This is a genomic window from Rossellomorea sp. NS-SX7 (assembly GCF_052828565.1).
This window is the reverse complement of sequence record NZ_CM128249.1, coordinates 1,050,552-1,072,441: the sequence shown is the minus strand read 5'-3', so window position 1 is coordinate 1,072,441 and position 21,890 is coordinate 1,050,552. Positions and strand designations below refer to the sequence as shown.

Genomic DNA, 21,890 nt, shown 5'->3' with positions numbered 1-21,890 from the left:
CTAAAACAAAAAAAGAAGGAGTTCATCCTTCTTTTCTGCGTGTGTTCCATTCTTCTGCGAGCAATCCATATAAATGCATATCATGACGTTGTCCGTCTCTCTGCAAAAATTCCCGGAAGCTTCCTTCTTTTGTGAAACCAAGACTTTCATATAAACGTATAGCTTGAATGTTATAAGAAAACACCGTTAATTGGAGTCGGTGTAAGTTGAGCTCCTCAAACGCAAAAGCCATTATGCATTCCATCGCTTCCCTGCCATATCCTTTTCCCAGACATTCTTCTTCCCCGATAATGATTGAGAGCCCTCCTACCCGGTGCGCCCAGAGAATCCCGTCAATCTCAACGTAGCCGATCAATCGGCTGCTTTCTTTTAAGCGGATGGCCAGCCGATAGGAATTATGCTCCCCTCCACCTATCCAATCCTTCACTTCATTTTCTGACTTCGGCTTGAACGGAAGAGCATCCAACAGCCGCTGAAGTTTTTCATTCTGACTCCATTTGACAAGAAGCTCTGCATCATCTTCATGTAAGCCTGACAGATAAAGATTCGTACCTGTAAGTAATTGTTTCATCTGTTTTCACCTCGAGTTTGTAGTATTCGAGGAACAGGTGGATTTTCCCTTTATTTTTAACGTATGATTTTCTACCAAAGCTTTTTTATTTACTTTCCCGACATCTGTTTTTGGTATTTCGTCGATAACGTGATAGTGTTTCGGAATCTTAAATGCACCGAATTTTTCAAGGCAGTAAGCCTTTGCTTCAGTGCCGGAAATACTCCTGCCATCACGTAACGTAACATATGCTGTGACCACTTCTCCCCACTTTTCATGCGGCAGCCCTACGACGGCACATTCTGAGATGGATGGATGCTCGCACAGCCAATGTTCGATTTCCTGAGGATATATGTTTTCTCCTCCTGAAATGATCATATCTTTTTTGCGTCCGACTATATAATAATCACCTTCATGATCCACCCTTGCTAAATCCCCCGTGTGGAGCCATCCGTCTTTAAGTGCTGCTGCCGTCTCCTCCGGCATTTGCCAATACCCTTTAAAAAGATGGTCTCCACCGAGAAGCAATTCACCTACATCGCCGGGTTTAACGCGCTGACCATTGTCATCGACGACCTTCACTTCATTGAGCATCATCGATTTTCCAATACATCCTTTCTTCATTCTTCCCGGATCGATATAGAAGTTATTTGGTCCGGCTTCGGTCAATCCATACCCTTCCTTAAACTGCAGACCTTTGGATTTGAAGACATCATACACTTTTCCGGGACAAGGCGCACCACCTGAGAGAAACACCTTCATCTTCGGAAAAGAGGCATGCTTGAATTCCTTCTCCTCCATCAGCCCGTGATACATCGTCGGTACCAACAACACGATCGTACATCCATGGTGATTCAGCATATCGATCGCTTGGAGAGGCTGGAATCGGTCAGCCGTCACCACCTTTCCCCCTATCATCAGAATCGGTAATGATAGTGCGTTCAGTCCGCCAGTGTGGAATGTCGGCAGGTACGTAATCGTACTGTCCTCTTCTGTTAAATTCCAGCTTATGACCGTATTCAGGGCATTTGCATTGATCGATTTATACGAAAGGACGACTCCCTTTGACTTGCCAGTTGTCCCGCCGGTATATACCATGACCCACGGATCATCTTTTGAAAGTGATGTTTGTGATGCCAGTTCAGTTCCACCGTACACCGCATTTGCAGTCTCTTCAATCTTTTCAGGTTTGTATCCTTTTTGCCGGCCATTGACCAAATGCCCAAATTCAGATTGGAAGAAGACCAGTTCAGGGGTGCAGTCACCTATCAGCGAATCGATCTCCGAAGACGACAAACGCCAGTTCAAAGGCACAAAAACAGCTCCAATTTTGCTGCAGGCAAACAGCAATTCAAAGCACACAGGATGATTTTTTGAAATTACAACAATCCGGTCGCCTTTTTGTATCCCTTTTTCCTTCATATAATAAGCCCACTTTGCCGCTCTCGCATCAAGTGAGCGGTACGTAATCATCTCATTACTGGATCCATTTACAAGTGCCACGCGATCAGGAGAGATGATCGATCGCTTCTGCAACCAATCTGTCACTCTTTCCATCTCATCTCCTCCTTGGATTGGATTAGTTTTATTTTAGTGAGGAGAAGTTACAAATGAGTTACAGGATTAGGCAGGTGCAGCTGGTTTAGTATTGGGCTTTTGAGGGCGATGCAGCGATTCGGAGTTTTCGACAAGTGGCGCAATTTCTAGGAAAGTGGCGCAATTATTCTAAATGTTGCGCAAAAATCCTGAAAGTGGCGTAATTATTCAAAATGTTGCGCAATAATCCTGAAAGTGGCTCGATTATTGAAAAACTGGCGCAATAAATCAAGATATGGCGTAATTATTTTACGCGAGCAGTCAACCCGGGTCGACTACATGTCTAGAACTAAACCCCCTAGTTATTCGTCCACAATTTTATAAATTTCTCTTAATTTCATTCAAAATTCTCATTTTGCACACGATTTCTAATAATTATCCATAAAAAAACGCCCGGGACATTGGTACGTCCCGGGCGTTCAGGCAATCCTATCACCAAATCATTTCTGCCCATTCAGGATGATCGATGAATGGGTTGCGGTTACCTTGATATTGTTCAAAAATAATATCATTCCGGCGAATTTCTCTTGAATCTACAGGGTCCTGTGCATGCCATTCAAGCAGGACGGACATTTTCCCGTGATACGGAGCACTTCCGTTATTCACAATATTATTCAACTCAAGGTCTATTTCACCGCTGTCGCCTTCATAGCGGACTGCCATATAGAAAATCATCCTTGCAACGTCCCCTTTCACTTCGTCGCGAGGCTCCCAGGAATCGCCGTCATAATAATTCCCCGGAGCTTCACTGTGTTCGCCTCCCCCATTGTCAAAATCGAGATTTCCCCTTGAGGAGTTAACCGTTACGTCAGTCGGGCGCAAATGATGCAGGTCTGTCCCCGGCCCCTGTGCCGTTCCGAAGTCACCATGTGATTTTGCCCAGACGTGTTCGCGGTTCCAGTCGTCCACTCCGCCGCCGTTGGTGAATTTCGATTGTGACCGGCCAGAGTATAATAAAAGAACGTTGTTTGAATTCCCAGGATCTTCGTCAGTATTTCTAAGCGCTTCCCATACTTCACTGTAGGAAAGTGTGATGTGATCATCAATGATGTTGTGCAGTGCAGATTTAAGGGTTGAACCTGTCTTTCCTTCAGCCGTAGAATAATATCCTTCATAGGTTGGGGGATCGTTCGGGTCAGCAGGGTCTGAATCCCCCTGTACCTCTTCAAAAGCAGATGTCGACTTCACTCCCGGATGAGAGAAATAATCTGTAAGGTTCCCCGTCACCTTAAGCTTTTGCCCCATCAACTCCGGATTACTTTGAAGACCATAACTTGAACGGAAAGAAGAAGGAATCTGTACATATACCATATCTGATGTATTTGTTTCCGAAGGTGAGTCAGCCAGTGCAAGGGCATAATCGTTCGGGAAGCTGCTCGTCACGACAGATGTCTGTGAGGTTGGCTGCCCTACTACATACCCCTCAACTGAATAGGCTGCACCGGTTTGGTTCGATATCGCCTGGCTTACTGAAAACGGCGAACTCCATGTACCGCTCCCCGCAGCGTTGATTTTGTCCAGTTGCATCCCACTGAAGATAAATAAAACCATTACAAATACTGTGATGATATTGACCAATTTTCCTGAGAACTGTTTCAAACGTAACGCCTCCTTAGTATTAATACTCATTTAGCGTACACCAGAAAATTTTCTAATAGGGTTAAATTAATGTAAATATTCTAAAATAAGTAAAATGTATGATTGGATTCATTTGGATGACTGGTAGAATAGACCATAAATATGGATAAAAATGGTCACTCGTGGACTTTCAGTCGCTATACTGAGAAGAAGACCCGCTCTTAAGGTTCAACTTCCTGAATGAACCCAGAGGAAATTCATCTTCCCGATCTTCCCTGCAACAAAAAAGTACCAGCCCCTTCCCGGAACTGGTACTCCTCCTTATCTATAAAACTTACATGCTTTCTATTAAAACAGAAGCCCCCATACCTCCGCCTACGCATAAAGAAGCAATTCCCTTCTTCAGGTTCTGCCTTTTCAATTCATGCACGAGACTGACGGCGATCCTTGCACCCGTGCACCCGACGGGATGTCCGATGCTGATGCCGCTTCCGTTTACATTCACCTTGTTACGATCAAGACCAAGCTCTTTTTCCACTGCGAGGTACTGTGCGGCAAAGGCCTCATTGATCTCGAACAAATCGATTTCATCCAATGTCCAGTTCCCCCTATGTATCCCCTTCTGGATGGCCGGCACCGGTCCGATTCCCATTATTTTTGGATCGACCCCTGCAACTGAGTATCCGGCGATTCGAGCAAGCGGCTGCAGTCCTCTTTTCTCTGCTTCCTCTTCGCTCATCAGGATAAGTGCCGCTCCTCCGTCATTCAAACTGGAAGAGTTACCTGCTGTTACGGTCCCACCCTCACGGAAAGCAGGCTTTAATTTTGCAAGCTTGTCTGCAGTCAAGCCAGGGCGCGGGCTTTCATCGGCGTCGATTACTTTTTCTCCTTTGCGTTCTTTTACTGTAACAGGAACGATTTGTGAATCAAAATAACCTTTCTCGATTGCATTTACCGCTCTTTGATGACTGAGCATAGCGAATTGGTCCTGTTCTTCACGGGAGATATCGTGGGTTTCCGCCAAGTTTTCGGCCGTTTCTCCCATCATGATACCGTGAATCGGATCCTCGAGTACTTCCCATACCGAATCACGGATTTCTCCGTGCTGCAGCCTTTGTCCGAAACGGTGCTGCTTTAAAATATAGGGACTTGAGCTCATCGCTTCCACTCCACCTGCCAAGATGATATCAGATAAGCCAGTTTGAATCTGCATGGCAGCCGAGATGATCGCCTGCATCCCGCTGGCACACTGTCTCTGTATTGTGAAACCTGTCGTACTATCATCAAAATCGGAAAGAAGTGCAGCCGTACGGGCGGTATTCGGCTGATCAGTACGCTGTATGCAATGTCCCAGGATGACTTCATCAATGTCACTCGAATTCAATTTGCTCTGCTTGGCTGCTTCCTTCATTACAGGTACAATCAAGTCTGTCGGCAGCAGGTCTTTGAATGCCCCTCCAAATGCTCCAACGGGTGTGCGAAGGGCTGATGTGATTACGACATTTCTCATATTGCTCTTCCCCTTTCATTCGTCTCGATTTTTAGAGTTCTTTTCTACATCATGATGCCGCCGTCTACATGGAGAACGGTGCCATTCACATAATCACTGTCATCAGATGCTAAGTATAAATACGCTTTTGCAATATCTTCGGGCTTCCCAAGCCTCCCCATCGGCACCATCGCTTTCATGCCCTCGATCACTTTTTCAGGAACACTTGCAACCATACCGGTTTCAGTGAAGCCGGGTGCCACCGCATTGACGTTGATTCCTTTGCGTCCCAGCTCTTTCGCCCATGTCTTTGTCATCCCGACGACTGCCGCTTTAGCCGCAGCATAATTTGTCTGCCCGACATTTCCATAGACACCGCTTACGGAAGAGGTATTGATGATTTTCCCCTTCCCGTTTTCAATCAGGTGAGGAAGGACAGCCTGTGTACAATTGAACACGCCCGTCAAATTGACATCGAGCACTTTTTGAAAGTTCTCTGCTGAAAGCTTATGAAGCATCCCATCCCTTGTAATTCCAGCATTATTGATGAGAATATCGATTTTCCCGAAATGTTCTTTGGCTCTTTTTACAAAACTGTCCACAGAAGAACGGTCAGCTACATCCCCTTGAAAGAATTCCGCTTTTCCAACACCAAGTTCATTCAAGGACTTTACTTTTTCTTTTCCTTTTTCCTCATCAAAATCAATAAGTGCGACATAGCACCCTTCTCTTACAAACACATCTGCTGCCGCATATCCAATTCCATTCGCAGCTCCCGTGATCAGGGCCACTTTACCTTCTAATCTCATGTTATTTCCTCCTTTTGCTGCAGAAACGACGTCATTCTCTCAACCAGCTGTTCCAAGTCATCAACCAGCGGGGAATGACCGCTATTCTTTAACTCTGTAAATCTTGCATTTTCACCGATATCATGCACAATTTCTTCGGTCATCTCTTTCGTCACGACATAATCCCTATCCCCCCTTAACACCAGGACGGGAATGGAAATGGAGCTTGCCTGCCCGGTACCTTCCACAAGTCCATTGTGACCGTCACTGATGTTAAAGGTATTTAACGCGTGATAGATTTCTGCCAGATTCCGCTGTGTTCTCATATCATCGATGTATTCTTCATACAGCCCGTGATCAGGCTTGGCATCCGTATAAATCAGCGCATTCCATAATGTACGCAGGAACTCCCTGTCATTCGTGTCATAGGCCGCTTGTACAGGAATGGTCTTTCCTTTATCCCTTTTCACTTCTTCCAACGTTTTCAATCGATTGGCATTATCTGGCGTTCCATCTTCTTTCGTGCCGAAAAAAGGATATCCCCTCGTTGAAGCTGAAGCTAAAAGAATCATCCTATCGCAATACCCCGGATGGTCAACGGCGAATTGCATGGCTGCAGCGCCCCCTGTAGACCACCCTACCAGGCAAAAATCCCTGAGCCCCACTTCATCTGCCCAGTCTTTTAAATCCAATGATAAATCTTTAATGCTCGTAATGGGTTGATGATTACTGGATCCTCCAAAACCCCTCATATCGATTGCATAGAGTTTGTAACGCTCATCCATCCGGTCAAGCAGTAAATCCCAATGTTTTGAAGAAGTCATATTCCCATGGACCAGCACCACTGGAAGATGGCCCCCGCTTCTTTCACGATAAGCCATTGTTTCACCATTCGAAAGCAGTATTTTTTTCAATTCAATCACTGCCATTTACAGTCCCCCTTGTGGATTCCCCCCAAATGATTGTCGACGCGCCCCAGGCATAGCCGATTCCGGCACTCACAAGGACAACGACATCCCCTTCTTTCAACCTGCCACTCTTGTCAGCAAGCTCAAGTGAAAGTATCTGATCAAATTGTCCTATATGACCATAGTCTTCAAGGTAAATCGATTGTTCTTCGCTTAATCCCAATTCTTTCAGCACATATAGATGAGCGGACTTCTTCATATGAAGAATCGCTGCATAAGCAATATCCTTCTCCTCAAAACCGCTTTTATAAAGAGACTCACGAATCACTTTCAGAAAATGATCCATTGATTTTTGTTCCAGCCTTTTCTTCATTCCATCGGGGTCCGGGACATCAAGATAATAACGGTCTTGCTGAAGAGCTTCTGAAGTCAGCGGTTCAACAGTTCCTCCTACAGGAACAATGACATCCTCTGAAAAAGAACCGTCCGTCACCAAAGACGTTTCCAGCAGAAGGTTTTTCTTCAGTCCTTTCTTCAGGATCATGGCGCCGCCCCCGGCAGCCAGATTAAACATGAAACGAGTGCTCTCATTTTTGTAATTGATGAAGTCACTGTTCCGGTAACCTCCCGCCAGAAGCACGGTGCTGATATCAGGATCGGTTTCCATGAGGCTTTTTGCCAGTTTCATAGCCATGATCGTCGTTCCGCACCTGAGGGCGGTGTCAAATGCCCACGCCCGGTACGCGCCTATCTCCTCCTGCAGCTTGATGGCCGCTGTCCAAAGAGGGTATTCCTTATGTTCTTCTCCGACATAAATGACGACATCTATGTCTTTCGGATCGATCCCCGCTTTTTCAATCGCGGATTTTGCGGCTTTGATACCCATGGCACATGTATGGTCCCCTGGTCCTGGAACCGTTTTCTTTCTTATTCCCATTTTATTTTCGACAACTTCTGTGGGAAGTCCTGCTTGCTCAGCAATTTCCAGTCCCGTCATGATTTTTTCAGGTAAATAAATTCCTGTACTCAGAATTCCAACTGTCATGGTGCTTCCCTCCTCAACCTGCTATTTTCTTTTCTTCTTCCCTGTGCTTTTTCACGGGTTTCTTTTTATTTCCTATTTTGCGGAGTGAACCGACTATGCCCGCAGGGAAGAACATGACAGCAAGGATATAGAGGATCCCGAAAAAGATGATCCACCTTTCAAAAATCGGAAAAGTGCCTGCAAGCTCTGTAAGCCAGTGATGGGCAAATTCAATCAATCCTGCACCAATGATTGCACCGATCAATGTCCCTACTCCTCCGATGATTGTCATAAGTAAAGCATCCAGCGTGATATCCATCGTAAAGACGCTCGTGTTCACAAAACGTAAAGAGATGGCATAAAGCGAACCTGCCAAACTGGCCAGTACCCCAGCTATGATACTCGCGATAATTTTATAATGAAGTACATGAAACCCGAGGGATTCAGCTCTCTGCTCATTTTCCCGAATGGCCTGAAGAACAGAGCCTGCAGGGGATTGCGTGAATCTTCTCAGCACAAAAAATACAACGGCCATCACAGCGAGACATATAAAATAAAAGGTCATCCTGTCTTTCATGAAGTCAGGAGTACGAAATGTAAATCCATCATTCCCAAATGTCAGCGATCTCCACTTTTCAGCACCAACGAGGAATAATCCGGCAAAAGCAAGGGTCAACATGGCATAAAAGTGACTCTTGAGACGAAGGGTCAAAAGTCCGACTAAATAACTGACGATCCCGGCAATCACGAAGCCTGCTAACAGAGATACAAAAAACCAGAACATGTTCGGCTCCATGCGGTCTAAAAATATTCCGGTCGAATAAGCCCCTATTCCAAAAAACATGGCATGACCGAACGATACGATTCCTGTATAACCAAGCAGGAGGTCATAGCTCATCGCGAAGATCCCGAATATGAATACCTGAGTCAATAAAATCATCATGCTTCTGGAATCATTAAACAAAGGAAATAACACCAATAAAACCAGTGCGGTCCCCATAAACAAATTTGAACGGCTCTGAAGGATTTTCATCGTCTCACCCCTTTACTGTAAATAATCCCTGCGGCCTGAAAATAAGTACGAGTGCCATCAGTATCATATTGACAGCCAACGACAGCTCCGGTACGTAATACGTCATGAACGAACCGGTCAACCCTACCAAAATGGCTGCGAACAGGGATCCCGGAAAGCTTCCCATCCCGCCAATCACCACTACGATGAAAGCAAGGATCGCAAACTCCATCCCCATTTCGGCATAAATCACACCCGAATAAGGAGCCAGCAAAATCCCCCCGAGCGCAGCAAGCGCCGAGCCGACCATAAATACATACATGAATACTTTCTTGATGTTGATCCCAAATGCCTCTACCATTTCCTTATTCATGACTCCTGCACGAACCACTAAACCGACTCTCGTCTTTCTCAAAATAAGCTGAACAAGTCCAAATACCAGAAATCCTACAGCAATAATAAACAGTCTGTATTTAATGATAATGACATCTCCGATCACCCAGCTCCCTGCAAGATAATCGGGAGCGGCCGTCGATAATTGATTTGGCCCCCAGACGACCTTCAACAGTTCTGAAAGAACAAGCATAAACCCGAGAGTGATCAAAATCTGTTGAACATGATTTCCATACACCGGCTGTATGATGAACTTTTCAGTGATCATCCCCAGAATCAGCCCCGTCACAATGGCTGCGATGATCCCCAGTACAAAGCTGTCTGTCAGAGCGTAGACCCACACCCCACTGTAGGCTCCCCAGGCAAATAAACCACCGTGGGCAAAATTCAAGACATCCATCAACCCAAAGATCAAGGTCAAACCCGCGGCCAACAGAAAAATCAGCATCCCTGTCGCCAGGCCGTTTAACGCTAAATTGATGATGAGGTCCATTTGATCCCCTCCCTTATGCAATCCCCAGATATTTCTTTTTCATGTTTTCATCCTTCACTAGCATCTCCATATGCCCATTGTGAACAGTGGTTCCATCATCGATGATATAGTAGCGGTCCCCTATTTTGCTCGCCATGATGAAATTTTGCTCAACCAGCAGAATCGTCGTCCTTTCTTTCATTTCCACGATTGATTCCATCACTTTTTCGACCACGATAGGAGCAAGCCCCTTACTTGGTTCATCAATCAGGACTAATTCATTGTTATTCAGATAAGCCCTTGCTATTGAAAGCATTTGCTTTTGTCCTCCACTGAGATTGCCCCCTGCTTTCTTCCAGAACTTCTTTAAATCAGGAAATAAATCGGTAATCCACTCCATCCGGTCTTTCGTTTCCCCATCCTGTTTTTTCATGGCTACCTTCATATTTTCCTCGACGGTCAGATCGCCGAATATCCCTTGATCTTCCGGAACATAACCGATTCCTTTATTAGCCGTTTTATAAGTAGGCAGCCCTTGGATTTCTTCGCCCTTATAAATGATCCTGCCGGATGAAGGAGGCGTAAGGCCCATGATACTCCTCAGGCTGGTCGTTTTTCCTGCTCCGTTTCTGCCGAGAAGGACGGTTACCTCCCCCTTTTTCACTTCAAAGGAGACCCCTTGAAGGATGTGATATTGCCCGATATAGGTTTCGATGTTCTCTACCTTAAGCAGTGTGCTCATCGTAAAGTCCCCCCAGGTAAGCCGATTGCACTTGTTCATTCTTCATGATTTCTTTCGGATGATCATCTGCCAATAACCGTCCATTGAATAACACCATGATTGAATCGGAAAGATCCATGATCATATCCATTTTGTGTTCAATCAGAACGATTGTTTTATTTCCTTGTTCTTTGATATTTCGGATCACGTCAAGAATCGCGGGTACTTCTTCTAATGACATGCCTGCAGTCGGTTCATCCAGCAGCAGGATATCTGTATCAAGTGCCAAAAGCATGGCAATCTCAAGCTTCCTTTTTTCTCCGTGCGCCAGATTAGCAGCAAGGAAATCCACCTTTTTTGTCAGCATCACCATTTCCAATAATTGATGGGATTCACTTACGATATCACTGAAGCCATTCTTATCACGATGCATGATATAACGGATTCCCCGTTTCGATTGCACTGCCAGCCTTACATTCTCTAAAACTGTCAGATTAGGAAACACATTGGTGATTTGAAAAGAACGACCTATCCCGAGACGCGTTCTTCTGGTAGGGGAAAGTTTCGTCACTTGCTTTCCTCTAAGGAAGACATCCCCGCTTGTCGGTTTCAATTGTCCGCTCAATAAATTAAATAGTGTCGTCTTCCCTGCCCCATTCGGACCGATGATCGATTTGAATTCCTTTTCCGGAACAGTGAACGATACGTTATCAACTGCAGTATGGCCGCCGAACTTAATCGTTAAATCTTTTGTTTCTAAAATATTCACATGCTTCACCTCATCTTTTCATCTGTTGTTATGAAAAAGGCCGACCGCCCCCATGCCCTCTGCTGATAGAGAGAGCAAAGGGCAAGCCGGACAACCCTGTCTGCCTTAATTCATGATCGGAGGAGCTGTTTCTTCAGGTGAAAGCTCCCTTATTAAAACTGGCACCGGATATGGAACGTCATCTTTCTTCTCGAGCCTGATGGCATAAAGGGTCTGCAGTGCCTGATGATCTTCTTCCCGGAATGTCATCTTCCCTTTAGGTGTCTCAAAGCTCATCCCTTCCATCGTTTTGATCAGAGTATCAGGGTCCAGATCGCCTTCAGTCTTCTTAAGTGCTTCCACGATTGAGATGGCCGCGCTCATCCCTCCTGGAGTAAATAAATCCGGAACCTCTCCGTCATATTTCTTCTTATGTTCTTCCACTAACCAGTCATTGATTTCGTTATCTGGAAGCTCATGATAGTAAACAGAGAATCCTTCCATCCCCACAAGAGGCTCCATTGCCGACAGTGCCGCGATATCAGGTGCTCCTGTTGAAATTTTTATTCCCTTCTCCTGCAGCTTCATATCAGCAATTTGATTCCAAGGTGAATTGGCACCAGCCCAGATGACAAATAGATAGTCAGGCTTACTTTCTATCACTTTTTGAATATTGGAAGTGAAGTCCGTTGCTGCAGGATCGGCATACTCTTCGTGGACAATTTCTGCACCAAGATTTTCTGCAGCTGTTTTAAAAGCAGCCACCCCATCGCGCCCAAACGAGTAATCAGGTGCCAAGGTAGCGATTTTCACTCCATCCTTTGCAATCGCAGCCGCTCCTGCTACCGCATCTTGTGAAGAGTTACGGGCCGTTCTGAAAATATACGGGTTAAACTCTGAACCTGTAATACTATCAGCGACTGCAGGTTCGACAATCATGATCTTTTCATATTCTTCTGCGAGTGGAAGCACCGCCAGAGTATCACCGGAGCTTGACGAACCGACAAGGAAATCGACTTCTTCTTCTTCCAATAATTTAGTGGCCTTTTGGACTGCCACTTCCGGTTTTGTCTCAGTATCTTCAAAAACAACTTCTATCTTCTTTCCGTTGACTTCCATCGTTCCGTCTGTCGCATATTCCAGCCCGAGCTCAAATCCTCTTTGCGTTTGCTTCCCATACGACTCCAAAGCACCCGTCAACGAAGCCAAAACCCCGATCTTCACAGTTTCTTTCTCTGAAGACTCACCACCGGATCCCCCACTGGATTCAGAATTACATGCCGTGGACACAACCAGCATACATGACAGCAGAATCATCAAAGCAGACCACTTCATCGATTTCTTCATCTTTTATCCCCCTTGTTTATGAACTAAAGCGAAAAATAGCTTTGACCATATGATAGGAAAAAGGAGTTACAAATGAGTTACAAGTAGAAAAGCGGAAGGGCTTTGCTCAGAGGCGGGTGGCATAAGACGAATCGGCCACGAAGGCGTTCTTTGCCTTCTTGGTCGGTTTGACTTATGACATGTGCCTCTAAGCCCTGGAGCTGGACAAGTAGAAAAGCAGAAGGGCTTTGCCCAAAGGCGGGTGGCATAAGACGAACCGGCCATGAAGGCGTTCTTTGCCTTCTTGGTTGGTTTGGCTTATGACATGTGCCTCTAAGCCCTGGAGCTGGACAAGTAGAAAAGCGGAAGGGCTTTGCCCAGAGGCGGGTGGCATAAGACGAATCGGCCATGAAGGCGCTTTTTGCCTTCTTGGTCGGTTTGGCTTATGACATGTGCCTCTAAGCCCTGGAGCTGGACAAGTAGAAAAGCGGAAGTGGGCGTTTTGCTCCCTTTGAAAAATGTTCTTGGGCTTTAGAGGCGCTTTTTGCCTCAAAAGCCTAAGGTTAATTTTCAAACGGGAGCAGACCACTGGAGCTGGACAACCGAAAAGCGGAGGCAGCTCGTTCAGAGGCGACAAGCATAAGACGGTGCATAAAATGACTTTCTTACTTATAAATGAAAAACAAAATTCCAAATGAAGAGTTGGAAGGGTATATATTTTTTCTGTTGACCATCATTTCATAGAAGTCTTTTTTCCTATATAATAAACCTACATATCAGTAAAATTGGAGGATTTATCCTTGGACGTATTTTCCCAATTTCAAAGAAAAATGATTTTCAGTTACTTGTTGGGCAGTTTTATAGCCGTTTTCGGGGTAGGGTCTGTCTTTATATTTCAAACCATTCCTATGAAAGACTCTGAATCAACCGCTATGGCAATGGTGATTTTGCTATCGATCTTTATCATGTTCTCATGTGAATTTTATGTTTACCGGAAGCATGTCGGGCCAATCAAAAATGTATACAGGAATGAAGGGTATGATTCGAGAGGATTAATAAAAGCGTATAGACAAGCAGAAATATTTCCTTTGTTGACGGTCAAAAGAATCATGATCCCGCATTTTTTAGGATTAGCCATCCCGGCTTCTTTGCTGACACTTATCTTTATCCGCTTTAGTTGGCTATCGATTCCAAATAAATATATCATTTATGCGTGGTGTGGGGCCTTCTTAGTCGCTGCACTTCATAGTCTGATAGAATATAACTTGACCTTTAAAGCTTGTCATCCTCTTCAAAAGGATATCATTCAAAAAAGTATCTTGCTGACAGGAAAAGACCCATCAATAAATTCGCAAGTTTTTGTAAGTTTAAAAAAGAAACTGCTTGCTGGTTCACTCTTTCTTGCTTTATTTCCTATTTTACTTTTTACACTTGCTTCACAAATCAAGTTATCAATTTCTCAATCTGATATACTGACAGATTATTGGAAATGGGCTGGGTTCCTGATTCTCATCATTACTTTGCTTGCATTTTACGGTGCCCTTCTTCTGTTCAAAAGTATTGACGAACCTGTTAGGGATCTTATGAATCGTTTTGAAGAAGTCGAGAGAGGAAAATTCGCACCACTATTAAATACATACACCGATGAGTTTTCTTACTTGTTTTCCGGCTTCAATCACATGGTCGAGGCAATCGATCTTCGTGATCAAAAAAATCAGCAGCTTTTAGATCAATTCTTCGCTGTAATCGCCGGAACCCTTGATGCAAGGGATCCATACACAGCTGGCCATTCTAAACGTGTGGCTGAATATTCTGTATTGATCGCTGCAGAATGCAGCTGGTCTTCACCTGAAATTGACCTATTAAGAAAATCTGCACTCTTGCATGACATTGGCAAAATAGGGATCCGGGACCATATTCTTTTGAAAGAAGGAAAACTCACCGATATGGAATTTGAACAAATCAAGAAACATCCAGTGATCGGGTCGGAGATTGTGGAAAGTGTCCGGTTGACTCCTGAACTTCTTCCTATCCTGCCAGGAATCAAGCATCATCATGAACGATTCGACGGCTTAGGGTACCCTGATAAATTAAAAGGAGAAGGAATACCTGTATTTGGGCGGTTAATGGCTGTAGCAGATGCATTTGATGCCATGACCTCAGACCGTCCGTATCGAAAGGGCATGCCCCACAGCAAGGCTTTTGATATCCTCGAAGAAGGGAAAGGCACTCAATGGGATCCGGTTTTTGTAGATGCGTTTTTCAGAGCCATGCGACATTCCGAATCAGATAGTCGAAAAGAAAAGGCCATTTAATTTTTCCTACAATAAAAACAGGTCCACACACTGGACCTGTTTTCTCTATCCACTCACTCCGATCACCATCTCATACATTCTTTTGGTTGCCTCCATGGGGGCAACACCCAGTTCGCTGTCCAATAATTCCTTGCACCTCTGATACCATTTCACTGCCTGGGGACGGTTATTTTTCTGATAGTAACAATACATCAGGATACGATACGCTTCCTCCCAGAGCGGATCATGTTCGATGATGATCAGGCAGCAATCGATGGCATCCTCATAGGTTTCTTTTCTTACCGCCAGCTGTGCCCTTTTCTCCAGTCCCCTCAAGTAGAGGTGCTTCAGTCTTTCTCTTTCTTTCTCTGTCCACCAAGTGCCTTTTCGATCAGGAAGGAAGCTCCCTTTGTAGTAAAGCATCCCCTTATCAAGATATTGAATTGATTTGTCAGCATCCCGCTCCTTTAAGCCCTGTGATATCCAGCTTGTGAATTGGTCATTGTCATACTCGATGCCTGCCTGCCCATTCAGCTTGTATCCATCCTGTACCCTGCTGATGAAGAATGCCTTTCCTCTTGCCGGACGGTTTGGTTCCAGCACATTATTCAATGTGTTCAGCGCCACCTTAAAGTCCCGGTCAGAGCCGCCCCCTTCCGGCCACAATTCTTCTATGATTTCTTCTTTCCGCCTAATGTGATTCCTTTGAATGAGGAAGTATTGAAATAACTCCTTGGCTTTTTCTCTTTGCCATTGTTTTTCGGTTACTCTCTCGTCTCCGAGCCATATTTCAAAGCTGCCCAGCGTATGGACTTTGAGAGTATATCCCGGGTGGGAAGAAAGTGATTCATACCCCATCTTCGTTAAGAGTTCCAGGCAATAAGAAGAATGAATTCCTTCCTTATTGGCCTTCACTAATAAAGGGATGATGCTCTGTAAATCTTTTGGGCCGAAAGTCGTCTGTTTAGAGAAAACAAACTCATAATTCCCTATCTGTACATCATTCAGACAAGCCGTCATATATTCTTGAAATTCCTCATCGTTCTCCCGTTTGTAGGCAACTGCGCTTTTCCACAGATTTGTAAGCATTTTTCCATAACCGTCCCCGCATGCATCAAATTGTCTGCCTGCCCTGGTGAACAGTTTAAAAGCTTCGTCTTCCTCTCCGCGATAATAATCATTTATCCCAGCACTCAGGAGGATTAATGATGAAAGCCAGGCATCTTCCACTTTCTCTGTTTCATGCAGTGCTTCCTCCGCATACTCTTTTGCCTTTTGATAGTCACCCCTTCTGCTGTACATGATCGATAAACCCATGAATGGTTCTGCTTTCCCCCTTGAAATATTGATTTGACTCATCAATTCCAGCGAGGTCTCATAACAGTTTTTCGCAAGCTCGCAATCATATTCATTTAATAATTGGACTGCATGCCCAATCCGTATCCATCCGCACGCTTCCACAAATGGTGATTTCGATTTAATGCCCTGGCTGATCCCCTGTTGAGCTAGTACTTTTGCTTCACTCCCATTCCCCATGAAGGATTCAATCAATGAGAGCAGTAACTCCTTTTCCCGGTGAGACTGAGGAAGCCCGTCATGATGTTCTTTGTCGAGGAGAAGTGCCTTCGCTTCCTGAAGCTTCCCTGTACGGAGAAGCATCCTTGCGCCAAGATTTCCTTCTTCCATCATGACCCCATTTTCCTTCCCTTTCTCGTACCACATTTTCGCCTGGACCGCTTTTCCTGAATTGACCAGGTTTTCTGAGATTAAATAGTAAAGCTGGTTTTTTTCCTGGAGGAAATGATCATGTTCATTCCCTAACGATTCAATCGCCCTCAACAAATAGCGCTGGGCTTTACCGGGCTGTATGGTATCAAGATAAATTCTTCCTATCCCTTCATACGCTCTGCTGAGGATTAATGCATCTTCTTTTTCAATCGCCTTTTGAATTCCTGTTGTGTACGCTTTTTCCGCTTTTTCATAGAAAGAGCGATAGCGGAAGAACTCCCCTTGATATACCCAAAGGGAATAATAGCGGTCTTTTATTTCATGAGGCAGCTGACGGAGATAGTCCCCAAGCGTCTCCAGGTGCCCTCTCTTGATCATGCCTTCCGATTCCCTCGATAATATGGAAGCAACAGCATCCAAGTTTCCCATTTTGAAATAATGCAGCACTGCTTTCTCCCACTGTCCATTTCTCTCAAAATAAAAAGCACATTTCAGTTGCAGCTCATTGTACAGCTGTGCATTATCCTCTGCCAGTTTCCTTTCCAGGAACGTTTGGAACAAGGCGTGCAAACGATAATAAGTGGCTCCTTCCATCTCCTGCAGAAGAGCATTTTTCTCTGAAAGCTGTTTTAGCATCTGGTGTGATCCGGGCACATCAAAAATCGCTTCACATGTTTCACCATTGATTTCCTGAAGAATGGAGATTTGCTTCAAGAATTGCTGAACAATGGGGGATTGCTTTGAAAAGACCTCATGGGCCAAATATTGAAAAAGTTCCGTTAATGAAGAATACTGCTTATCCACCATTAAGATGTCTGGATTCTCCTGCAGCTGTGAGTGAATCATGCTGACTGCGATCACCCAGCCTTCAGTCAATTTACAGATGGCTTGGATCTGCGCTTCAGGAATCACAGTATCATAGAAGTCAGTTAGAAGTATTTCTACTTCGTCGTCAGTCAGGCATAGATCGGCTTCTGTTATTTCCAGCAGCTGCCGGGAGATTTTCAGCTGAATGAAAGAAGCCCATGAAGGTTTGGTCCTGGTCGAGAGAAAGAAGTGTATATGATTCGGAAGGTGTTCCACCACTTTTTCCATCCACTGATTAATAAGAAAGGAATGATCGATCAGATGGTAGTCATCAAGTATGATGGTCAAAGGGTGTGGGATTTTCATGCACTCATTAATAAAGACAGCACTTAACTTATATAAATCTTCTTCTTTGATATACTGGCCGATTGAAGCGAGTGCCTCCTTCAACTCCCTGCCAAATTGAGGAACCTTCTTCTGTATGCTGTATAAGACATTTGTGATAAAAGGAACGATCCCGTCGTCATTGGCCGTTATGGAATACCAGCAATAGTCAAGGCTTTCGTCTTGTAAAAATTGACTGATGGCTGTACTTTTCCCATAACCTGCACCTGAATGAACAATGAGCAGTTTATAATCTGTAATCGTTCTCATTTTCTTCATTAACCCAGGTCGTCTTATGTATGTCTCTTTGACAACAGGCGGAACAAATTTCGTTTCAATAATAGGAATTTCTGCTGCCACACTATCACCCTCAAAACGAACGAATTTTCTTACTATTTTATCATATTTATAGTAGTCTATGGCGTCAGGGTCCTACTTAATAAAAAAAGACAAAAAAAAAAGAATTTCGTTCTTTACTCTGAACAAAATTCTTCCCCTGCATCAGTTCTTGAATTGCATATCCCATTCACTCAATGGCCAATATCTGAGATCCACTTTACCGACAACTTGCTCCTGTTCTATAAACCCGAAATATCTGCTGTCCATGCTTCCCCTGCGGTTGTCGCCGAGAACAAATACTTTCCCCTCGGGTACGGTCTGTTCCCCAGTGATTTCTTCAATCGTAAAGTCACCCGTCAGCTTATTGCCGATGTATTCCTGTTTGAATTTATCCAAATATGGCTCCGGATAATATTCTCCATTGACGTAAAGTTTATCGTCTTTATACTCTACCTTATCTCCCGGCAGTCCAATGATCCTTTTCACGTAGTCCTCGTTTTCGTTTGCATGGAAGACCACTACATCAAACCGATTCAATTCTCCCAATTGGTATCCGATTTTATTTACGACAAGCTTATTGCCATCTTCCAAAGTCGGCATCATCGACTCGCCTTCTACTACATAATTTGAGAAAAGAAAAGTTCGAATGACAATGAAAATGATTAACCCAATACCCAGAGCTTTGATCCATTCAAGACCTTCTCTTTTTACCTCTTCTCTCAATTCGATTCCTCCTGCTTTTTCCGTTCAATCCTCTGATCGATTTCCAGCTTTTTATTTAAACGTATTTCGATTTGTTTTCCAACTAACCACAACACAAAGATGATTACACCTACTATAACGGTACGTATAGGCTTTTGCACTAATGATATAATATCATATCCAATGAAGCTTATGGTAAAAATCATCACCATTTTTCCAGTTAAAACAGCAAGCATGTATTGAGCAATGCTGATGCTTGATAAGCCTGCCACGACGTTTACAAGGGCTGACGGCGTAAATGGGAAGCATAAAAGCAGAAATAATGGTCCAAATCCGTGCTTGTCTACCCATCTGGTCAGCCTGTTCACTTGACGATTATTTCGCAAAAAGCGAAACACCCTTGCATCCCCATATTTCCTTACAAGTAAAAAAACAAGCAATGCTCCGGCAGCTGCCCCTATCCAGGAAAAAAGAAACCCAAACCATAAACCAAAAGCATTGGCATTCGCCATTACAAATACAACTAATGGCAGGAAGGGAAGGAAGGCCTCCAGCATCGGCAGCAGAATTCCTGCAAAAGGCCCCAGGGCTCTATACTGCTGAATGATTTCCATTATATTTTCGAGGGTAAACCACTCTTTAATTGAATTAATATCCATAGTATATGTTTCCCCTTATACGACGATGAACAAATCTCATTCGTGTTCGCGTTATTGCTCACTTTATCATATCATACCACTTTCATATTTCCATACTCTTGTATTTAAACCTTTTCCTAAAGAAAGGAAATTTAAACAGGCAATCTAATAATATTGTTTCATCTATTTTGTATCGGTCATCGGATGGTCGATCAAACGTCAACTTCACTTAAATATCAGCAATAAATGGTTAAAACCGCCATATCGAATTCGAAATGGCGGCAGGGAACTTATAGATATTCTTCAAACCAATCGATGATTTCCTGTAGTCTTGCTTCCCGCAAGGAAGGGATACCGCTTCGGGATAGATTGTGATTCGATTCCGGGAACCGGACAAATCTTGCCTGTTTTCCATCCCTTTTCAATGCGATATACAATTGTTCAGCCTGTTCAACCGGACAGCGGTAATCCTTTTCGCTGTGCAGGATCAAGAGAGGCGTGTTGATATTCTTCACATATGCTAAAGGTGAATGCTTCCATAACGTTTCTATATCATGCAGCTCGCACTTCATTTGCCATTCAGAGAAGTAATACCCGATATCACTCACTCCATAGAAACTGATCCAATTACTGATTGACCTCTGGGCGACAGCCGCTTTAAATCTGTCACAGTGGCCGATGATCCAGTTGGTCATGAATCCACCATAACTCCCCCCGGTCACACCAAGCCGTGATTCATCAATCCATTCATACTCCTCCAGGACATAATCAACTGCTGCCATGATATCCCTGTAGTCTCCGCCCCCATAATCACCGCGTACTGCATCTGCAAATTCCTGTCCATACCCATGACTCCCCCGCGGGTTTACATATAATACGCCATATCCCTTACCCGCGAGCAGCTGCAGTTCATGAAAGAAGGTATTGCCATACAACGTATGGGGTCCTCCATGAATTTCTACGATCAGAGGATATTTCTTCCCTTTCTCGAAGTTTACGGGCTTCATGATCCACCCTTGAACGGGTATTCCATCTCCCCCGCCAAACATGATCATCTCAGGCGATGAACGCTTCCGGCTGTTCAACCATCCGCTGTTCTCATCCGTCTTTTTCTTTATCAGTCCTGTCGGGACATGGAGCGTATAGAGCTCACCGGGTTCTTCGGGCTTGCTCATGGCGAGCACCGCCTTTTGTTCTTCCGAGTGAAAGTCAAATCCATAGATATGCTGCTCTTCCTCAAACAGTGCTGGATAAATCGCTCCCTCTATATGCGCATAATAAAGGATCGTATTTCCGCGATCGGAAGCGATGAAATACAGGCTTTCGTTATCCTTTGACCAGACAATCCCCGTCTCTGAATCCCCTTGTATACTGTCACTGTTGAGATAGTCCCCCGCCGGGATATCCATCGCTTCAGTAAGCGGCAGTGTAAAGCCGGATTCCATGTTGTATAAATAAACTTTATTTTGAGTGGCATTCTCGAATTCACGATTATTGCCTATATAGGCGAGGTGTCTCCCGTCATGCGAAAAACTTGCTCCCCCATAGTACCCTTGCTCTTCTGTCACTCTGTGCGATTCCATTTTTTCTATATCCAGCAAATACAGGCATGATGCAAAAGAAAAATCTTTATCCTCTTCTAAATCTGCAGAATAAGCTATGTAGTTTCCGTTCCAGTCATGGAGCGCGTAATCGTGCTTATCATCCGTCAGCCTTTTCATCTCTTTGGACTCAATGTCGATCATCACTAATTGAGCATATCGATCATCATGGAGCCCCCGGTCATCAGATTTATATTTCATCGTTGAAACAGCATATGGCTTAATTTTCTCTTCTACTTTCTCTGTGTCCTGGAACCCTTCCCCTTTTTCCAAGCGGATCACACACACTATTTTCTTTCCGCATGGCGACCAGACAGGATTTGATATCCCTCTTTGGGTTTCTGTCAATTGTTCTGCTTCCCCGCCATATCGGTTCATCACATAAAGCTGTGTATTTCCAGTTCGATTCGATAAAAATGCAATCTGCCTTCCGTTCGGAGACCACCTTGGCGAAGAAACTTTCCCCTCCCCGAATGTCCATTGGGTCCTATGGCCGGCCGCCAGATCAAGACAGAATAAATGTGACAGATAATCATTCTTCTCTTCATCCATGACCGTCTGTACAAAGACCGCCACTTCGCCATCCGGTGAAATCCGCGGATCGGAAAGTGCTTTTATATGATAAAGATCTTTTATTTCGATTCCATTGGCTTCCATGATAAAAATTACTCCCTTTTCATTTTGTCCTAAATTGTAAATTCGACGGCAGAAGTTTAATTCCTTTAATGGATAGGAATGATCCCTCCCCTTCATACTAACAACAAATACCCAATTCTCCATTTTTCGCTATTG

General features: G+C 44.3%; 17 protein-coding genes. 1 reads left to right on the top strand and 16 read right to left on the bottom strand.

The window, feature by feature from the left end:
• Nucleotides 1-22: 22 nt before the first annotated feature.
• The 12 genes from ACUXV2_RS05215 to ACUXV2_RS05160 all read right to left on the bottom strand — a co-directional run bounded on the left by ACUXV2_RS05215 (nucleotide 23) and on the right by ACUXV2_RS05160 (nucleotide 12,626).
• Nucleotides 23-571, bottom strand: coding sequence for a GNAT family N-acetyltransferase (locus tag ACUXV2_RS05215; protein WP_446245990.1), 549 nt, complete (start codon nucleotides 569-571; stop codon nucleotides 23-25).
• Between the two features lie 6 nt (nucleotides 572-577).
• Nucleotides 578-2,107, bottom strand: a complete 1,530-nt coding sequence (locus ACUXV2_RS05210; protein WP_446245989.1) for a class I adenylate-forming enzyme family protein — start codon at nucleotides 2,105-2,107, stop codon at nucleotides 578-580.
• A gap of 471 nt (nucleotides 2,108-2,578) precedes the next feature.
• Nucleotides 2,579-3,673 (bottom strand): endonuclease, encoded by a 1,095-nt coding sequence (locus ACUXV2_RS05205; protein ID WP_446247002.1) that lies wholly within the window; start codon nucleotides 3,671-3,673, stop codon nucleotides 2,579-2,581.
• A 385-nt stretch (nucleotides 3,674-4,058) separates the two neighbouring features.
• Nucleotides 4,059-5,234, bottom strand: a complete 1,176-nt coding sequence (locus ACUXV2_RS05200) for a thiolase family protein (RefSeq protein ID WP_446245988.1) — start codon at nucleotides 5,232-5,234, stop codon at nucleotides 4,059-4,061.
• 44 nt (nucleotides 5,235-5,278) lie between these two features.
• Entirely contained in the window at nucleotides 5,279-6,022 is a 744-nt protein-coding gene (gene fabG, locus ACUXV2_RS05195; protein ID WP_446245987.1) for a 3-oxoacyl-ACP reductase FabG, read from the bottom strand.
• Nucleotides 6,019-6,930, bottom strand: a complete 912-nt coding sequence (phaZ, locus tag ACUXV2_RS05190; RefSeq protein WP_446245986.1) for an intracellular short-chain-length polyhydroxyalkanoate depolymerase — start codon at nucleotides 6,928-6,930, stop codon at nucleotides 6,019-6,021. Before phaZ ends, fabG begins: the two co-directional genes overlap by 4 nt.
• On the bottom strand, nucleotides 6,917-7,954 hold the full coding sequence (locus ACUXV2_RS05185) for a 3-oxoacyl-ACP synthase (protein WP_446245985.1): 1,038 nt from the start codon (nucleotides 7,952-7,954) through the stop codon (nucleotides 6,917-6,919). The genes phaZ and ACUXV2_RS05185 overlap by 14 nt, the downstream gene beginning before the upstream one ends.
• A 13-nt stretch (nucleotides 7,955-7,967) precedes the next feature.
• Nucleotides 7,968-8,966 (bottom strand): branched-chain amino acid ABC transporter permease, encoded by a 999-nt coding sequence (locus ACUXV2_RS05180; RefSeq protein ID WP_446245984.1) that lies wholly within the window; start codon nucleotides 8,964-8,966, stop codon nucleotides 7,968-7,970.
• 4 nt (nucleotides 8,967-8,970) lie between these two features.
• Nucleotides 8,971-9,831, bottom strand: coding sequence for a branched-chain amino acid ABC transporter permease (locus tag ACUXV2_RS05175; protein ID WP_446245983.1), 861 nt, complete (start codon nucleotides 9,829-9,831; stop codon nucleotides 8,971-8,973).
• 13 nt (nucleotides 9,832-9,844) lie between these two features.
• Entirely contained in the window at nucleotides 9,845-10,552 is a 708-nt protein-coding gene (locus ACUXV2_RS05170; protein ID WP_446245982.1) for an ABC transporter ATP-binding protein, read from the bottom strand.
• Nucleotides 10,536-11,300 carry an ABC transporter ATP-binding protein gene (locus ACUXV2_RS05165; RefSeq protein WP_446245981.1) on the bottom strand — a complete coding sequence of 255 codons (765 nt, stop codon included), beginning with the start codon at nucleotides 11,298-11,300 and terminating at the stop codon, nucleotides 10,536-10,538. Before ACUXV2_RS05165 ends, ACUXV2_RS05170 begins: the two co-directional genes overlap by 17 nt.
• Nucleotides 11,301-11,405: 105 nt before the next feature.
• Nucleotides 11,406-12,626, bottom strand: coding sequence for a substrate-binding domain-containing protein (locus ACUXV2_RS05160; protein WP_446245980.1), 1,221 nt, complete (start codon nucleotides 12,624-12,626; stop codon nucleotides 11,406-11,408).
• A 779-nt stretch (nucleotides 12,627-13,405) separates the two neighbouring features.
• Between ACUXV2_RS05160 and ACUXV2_RS05155 the strand changes: the two genes are divergently transcribed.
• Nucleotides 13,406-14,920: an HD domain-containing phosphohydrolase gene (locus ACUXV2_RS05155; RefSeq protein WP_446245979.1), complete on the top strand. Its 1,515-nt coding sequence runs from the start codon at nucleotides 13,406-13,408 to the stop codon at nucleotides 14,918-14,920.
• A 45-nt stretch (nucleotides 14,921-14,965) separates the two neighbouring features.
• Here the strand turns inward: ACUXV2_RS05155 and ACUXV2_RS05150 are convergent, their stop codons facing one another.
• From ACUXV2_RS05150 to ACUXV2_RS05135, 4 genes are all read right to left on the bottom strand, one after another.
• The gene (locus ACUXV2_RS05150; RefSeq protein WP_446245978.1) at nucleotides 14,966-18,178 is read right to left on the bottom strand and encodes a BTAD domain-containing putative transcriptional regulator; all 3,213 of its coding nucleotides are present in this window, start codon (nucleotides 18,176-18,178) and stop codon (nucleotides 14,966-14,968) included.
• 141 nt (nucleotides 18,179-18,319) lie between these two features.
• Nucleotides 18,320-18,880 carry a signal peptidase I gene (gene lepB, locus ACUXV2_RS05145; RefSeq protein WP_446245977.1) on the bottom strand — a complete coding sequence of 187 codons (561 nt, stop codon included), beginning with the start codon at nucleotides 18,878-18,880 and terminating at the stop codon, nucleotides 18,320-18,322.
• Complete coding sequence (locus ACUXV2_RS05140) at nucleotides 18,877-19,518, bottom strand: TVP38/TMEM64 family protein (RefSeq protein ID WP_446245976.1); 642 nt, start codon at nucleotides 19,516-19,518, stop codon at nucleotides 18,877-18,879. Before ACUXV2_RS05140 ends, lepB begins: the two co-directional genes overlap by 4 nt.
• Nucleotides 19,519-19,787: 269 nt before the next feature.
• On the bottom strand, nucleotides 19,788-21,755 hold the full coding sequence (locus ACUXV2_RS05135) for a S9 family peptidase (protein WP_446245975.1): 1,968 nt from the start codon (nucleotides 21,753-21,755) through the stop codon (nucleotides 19,788-19,790).
• Between the last annotated feature and the right edge of the window lie 135 nt (nucleotides 21,756-21,890).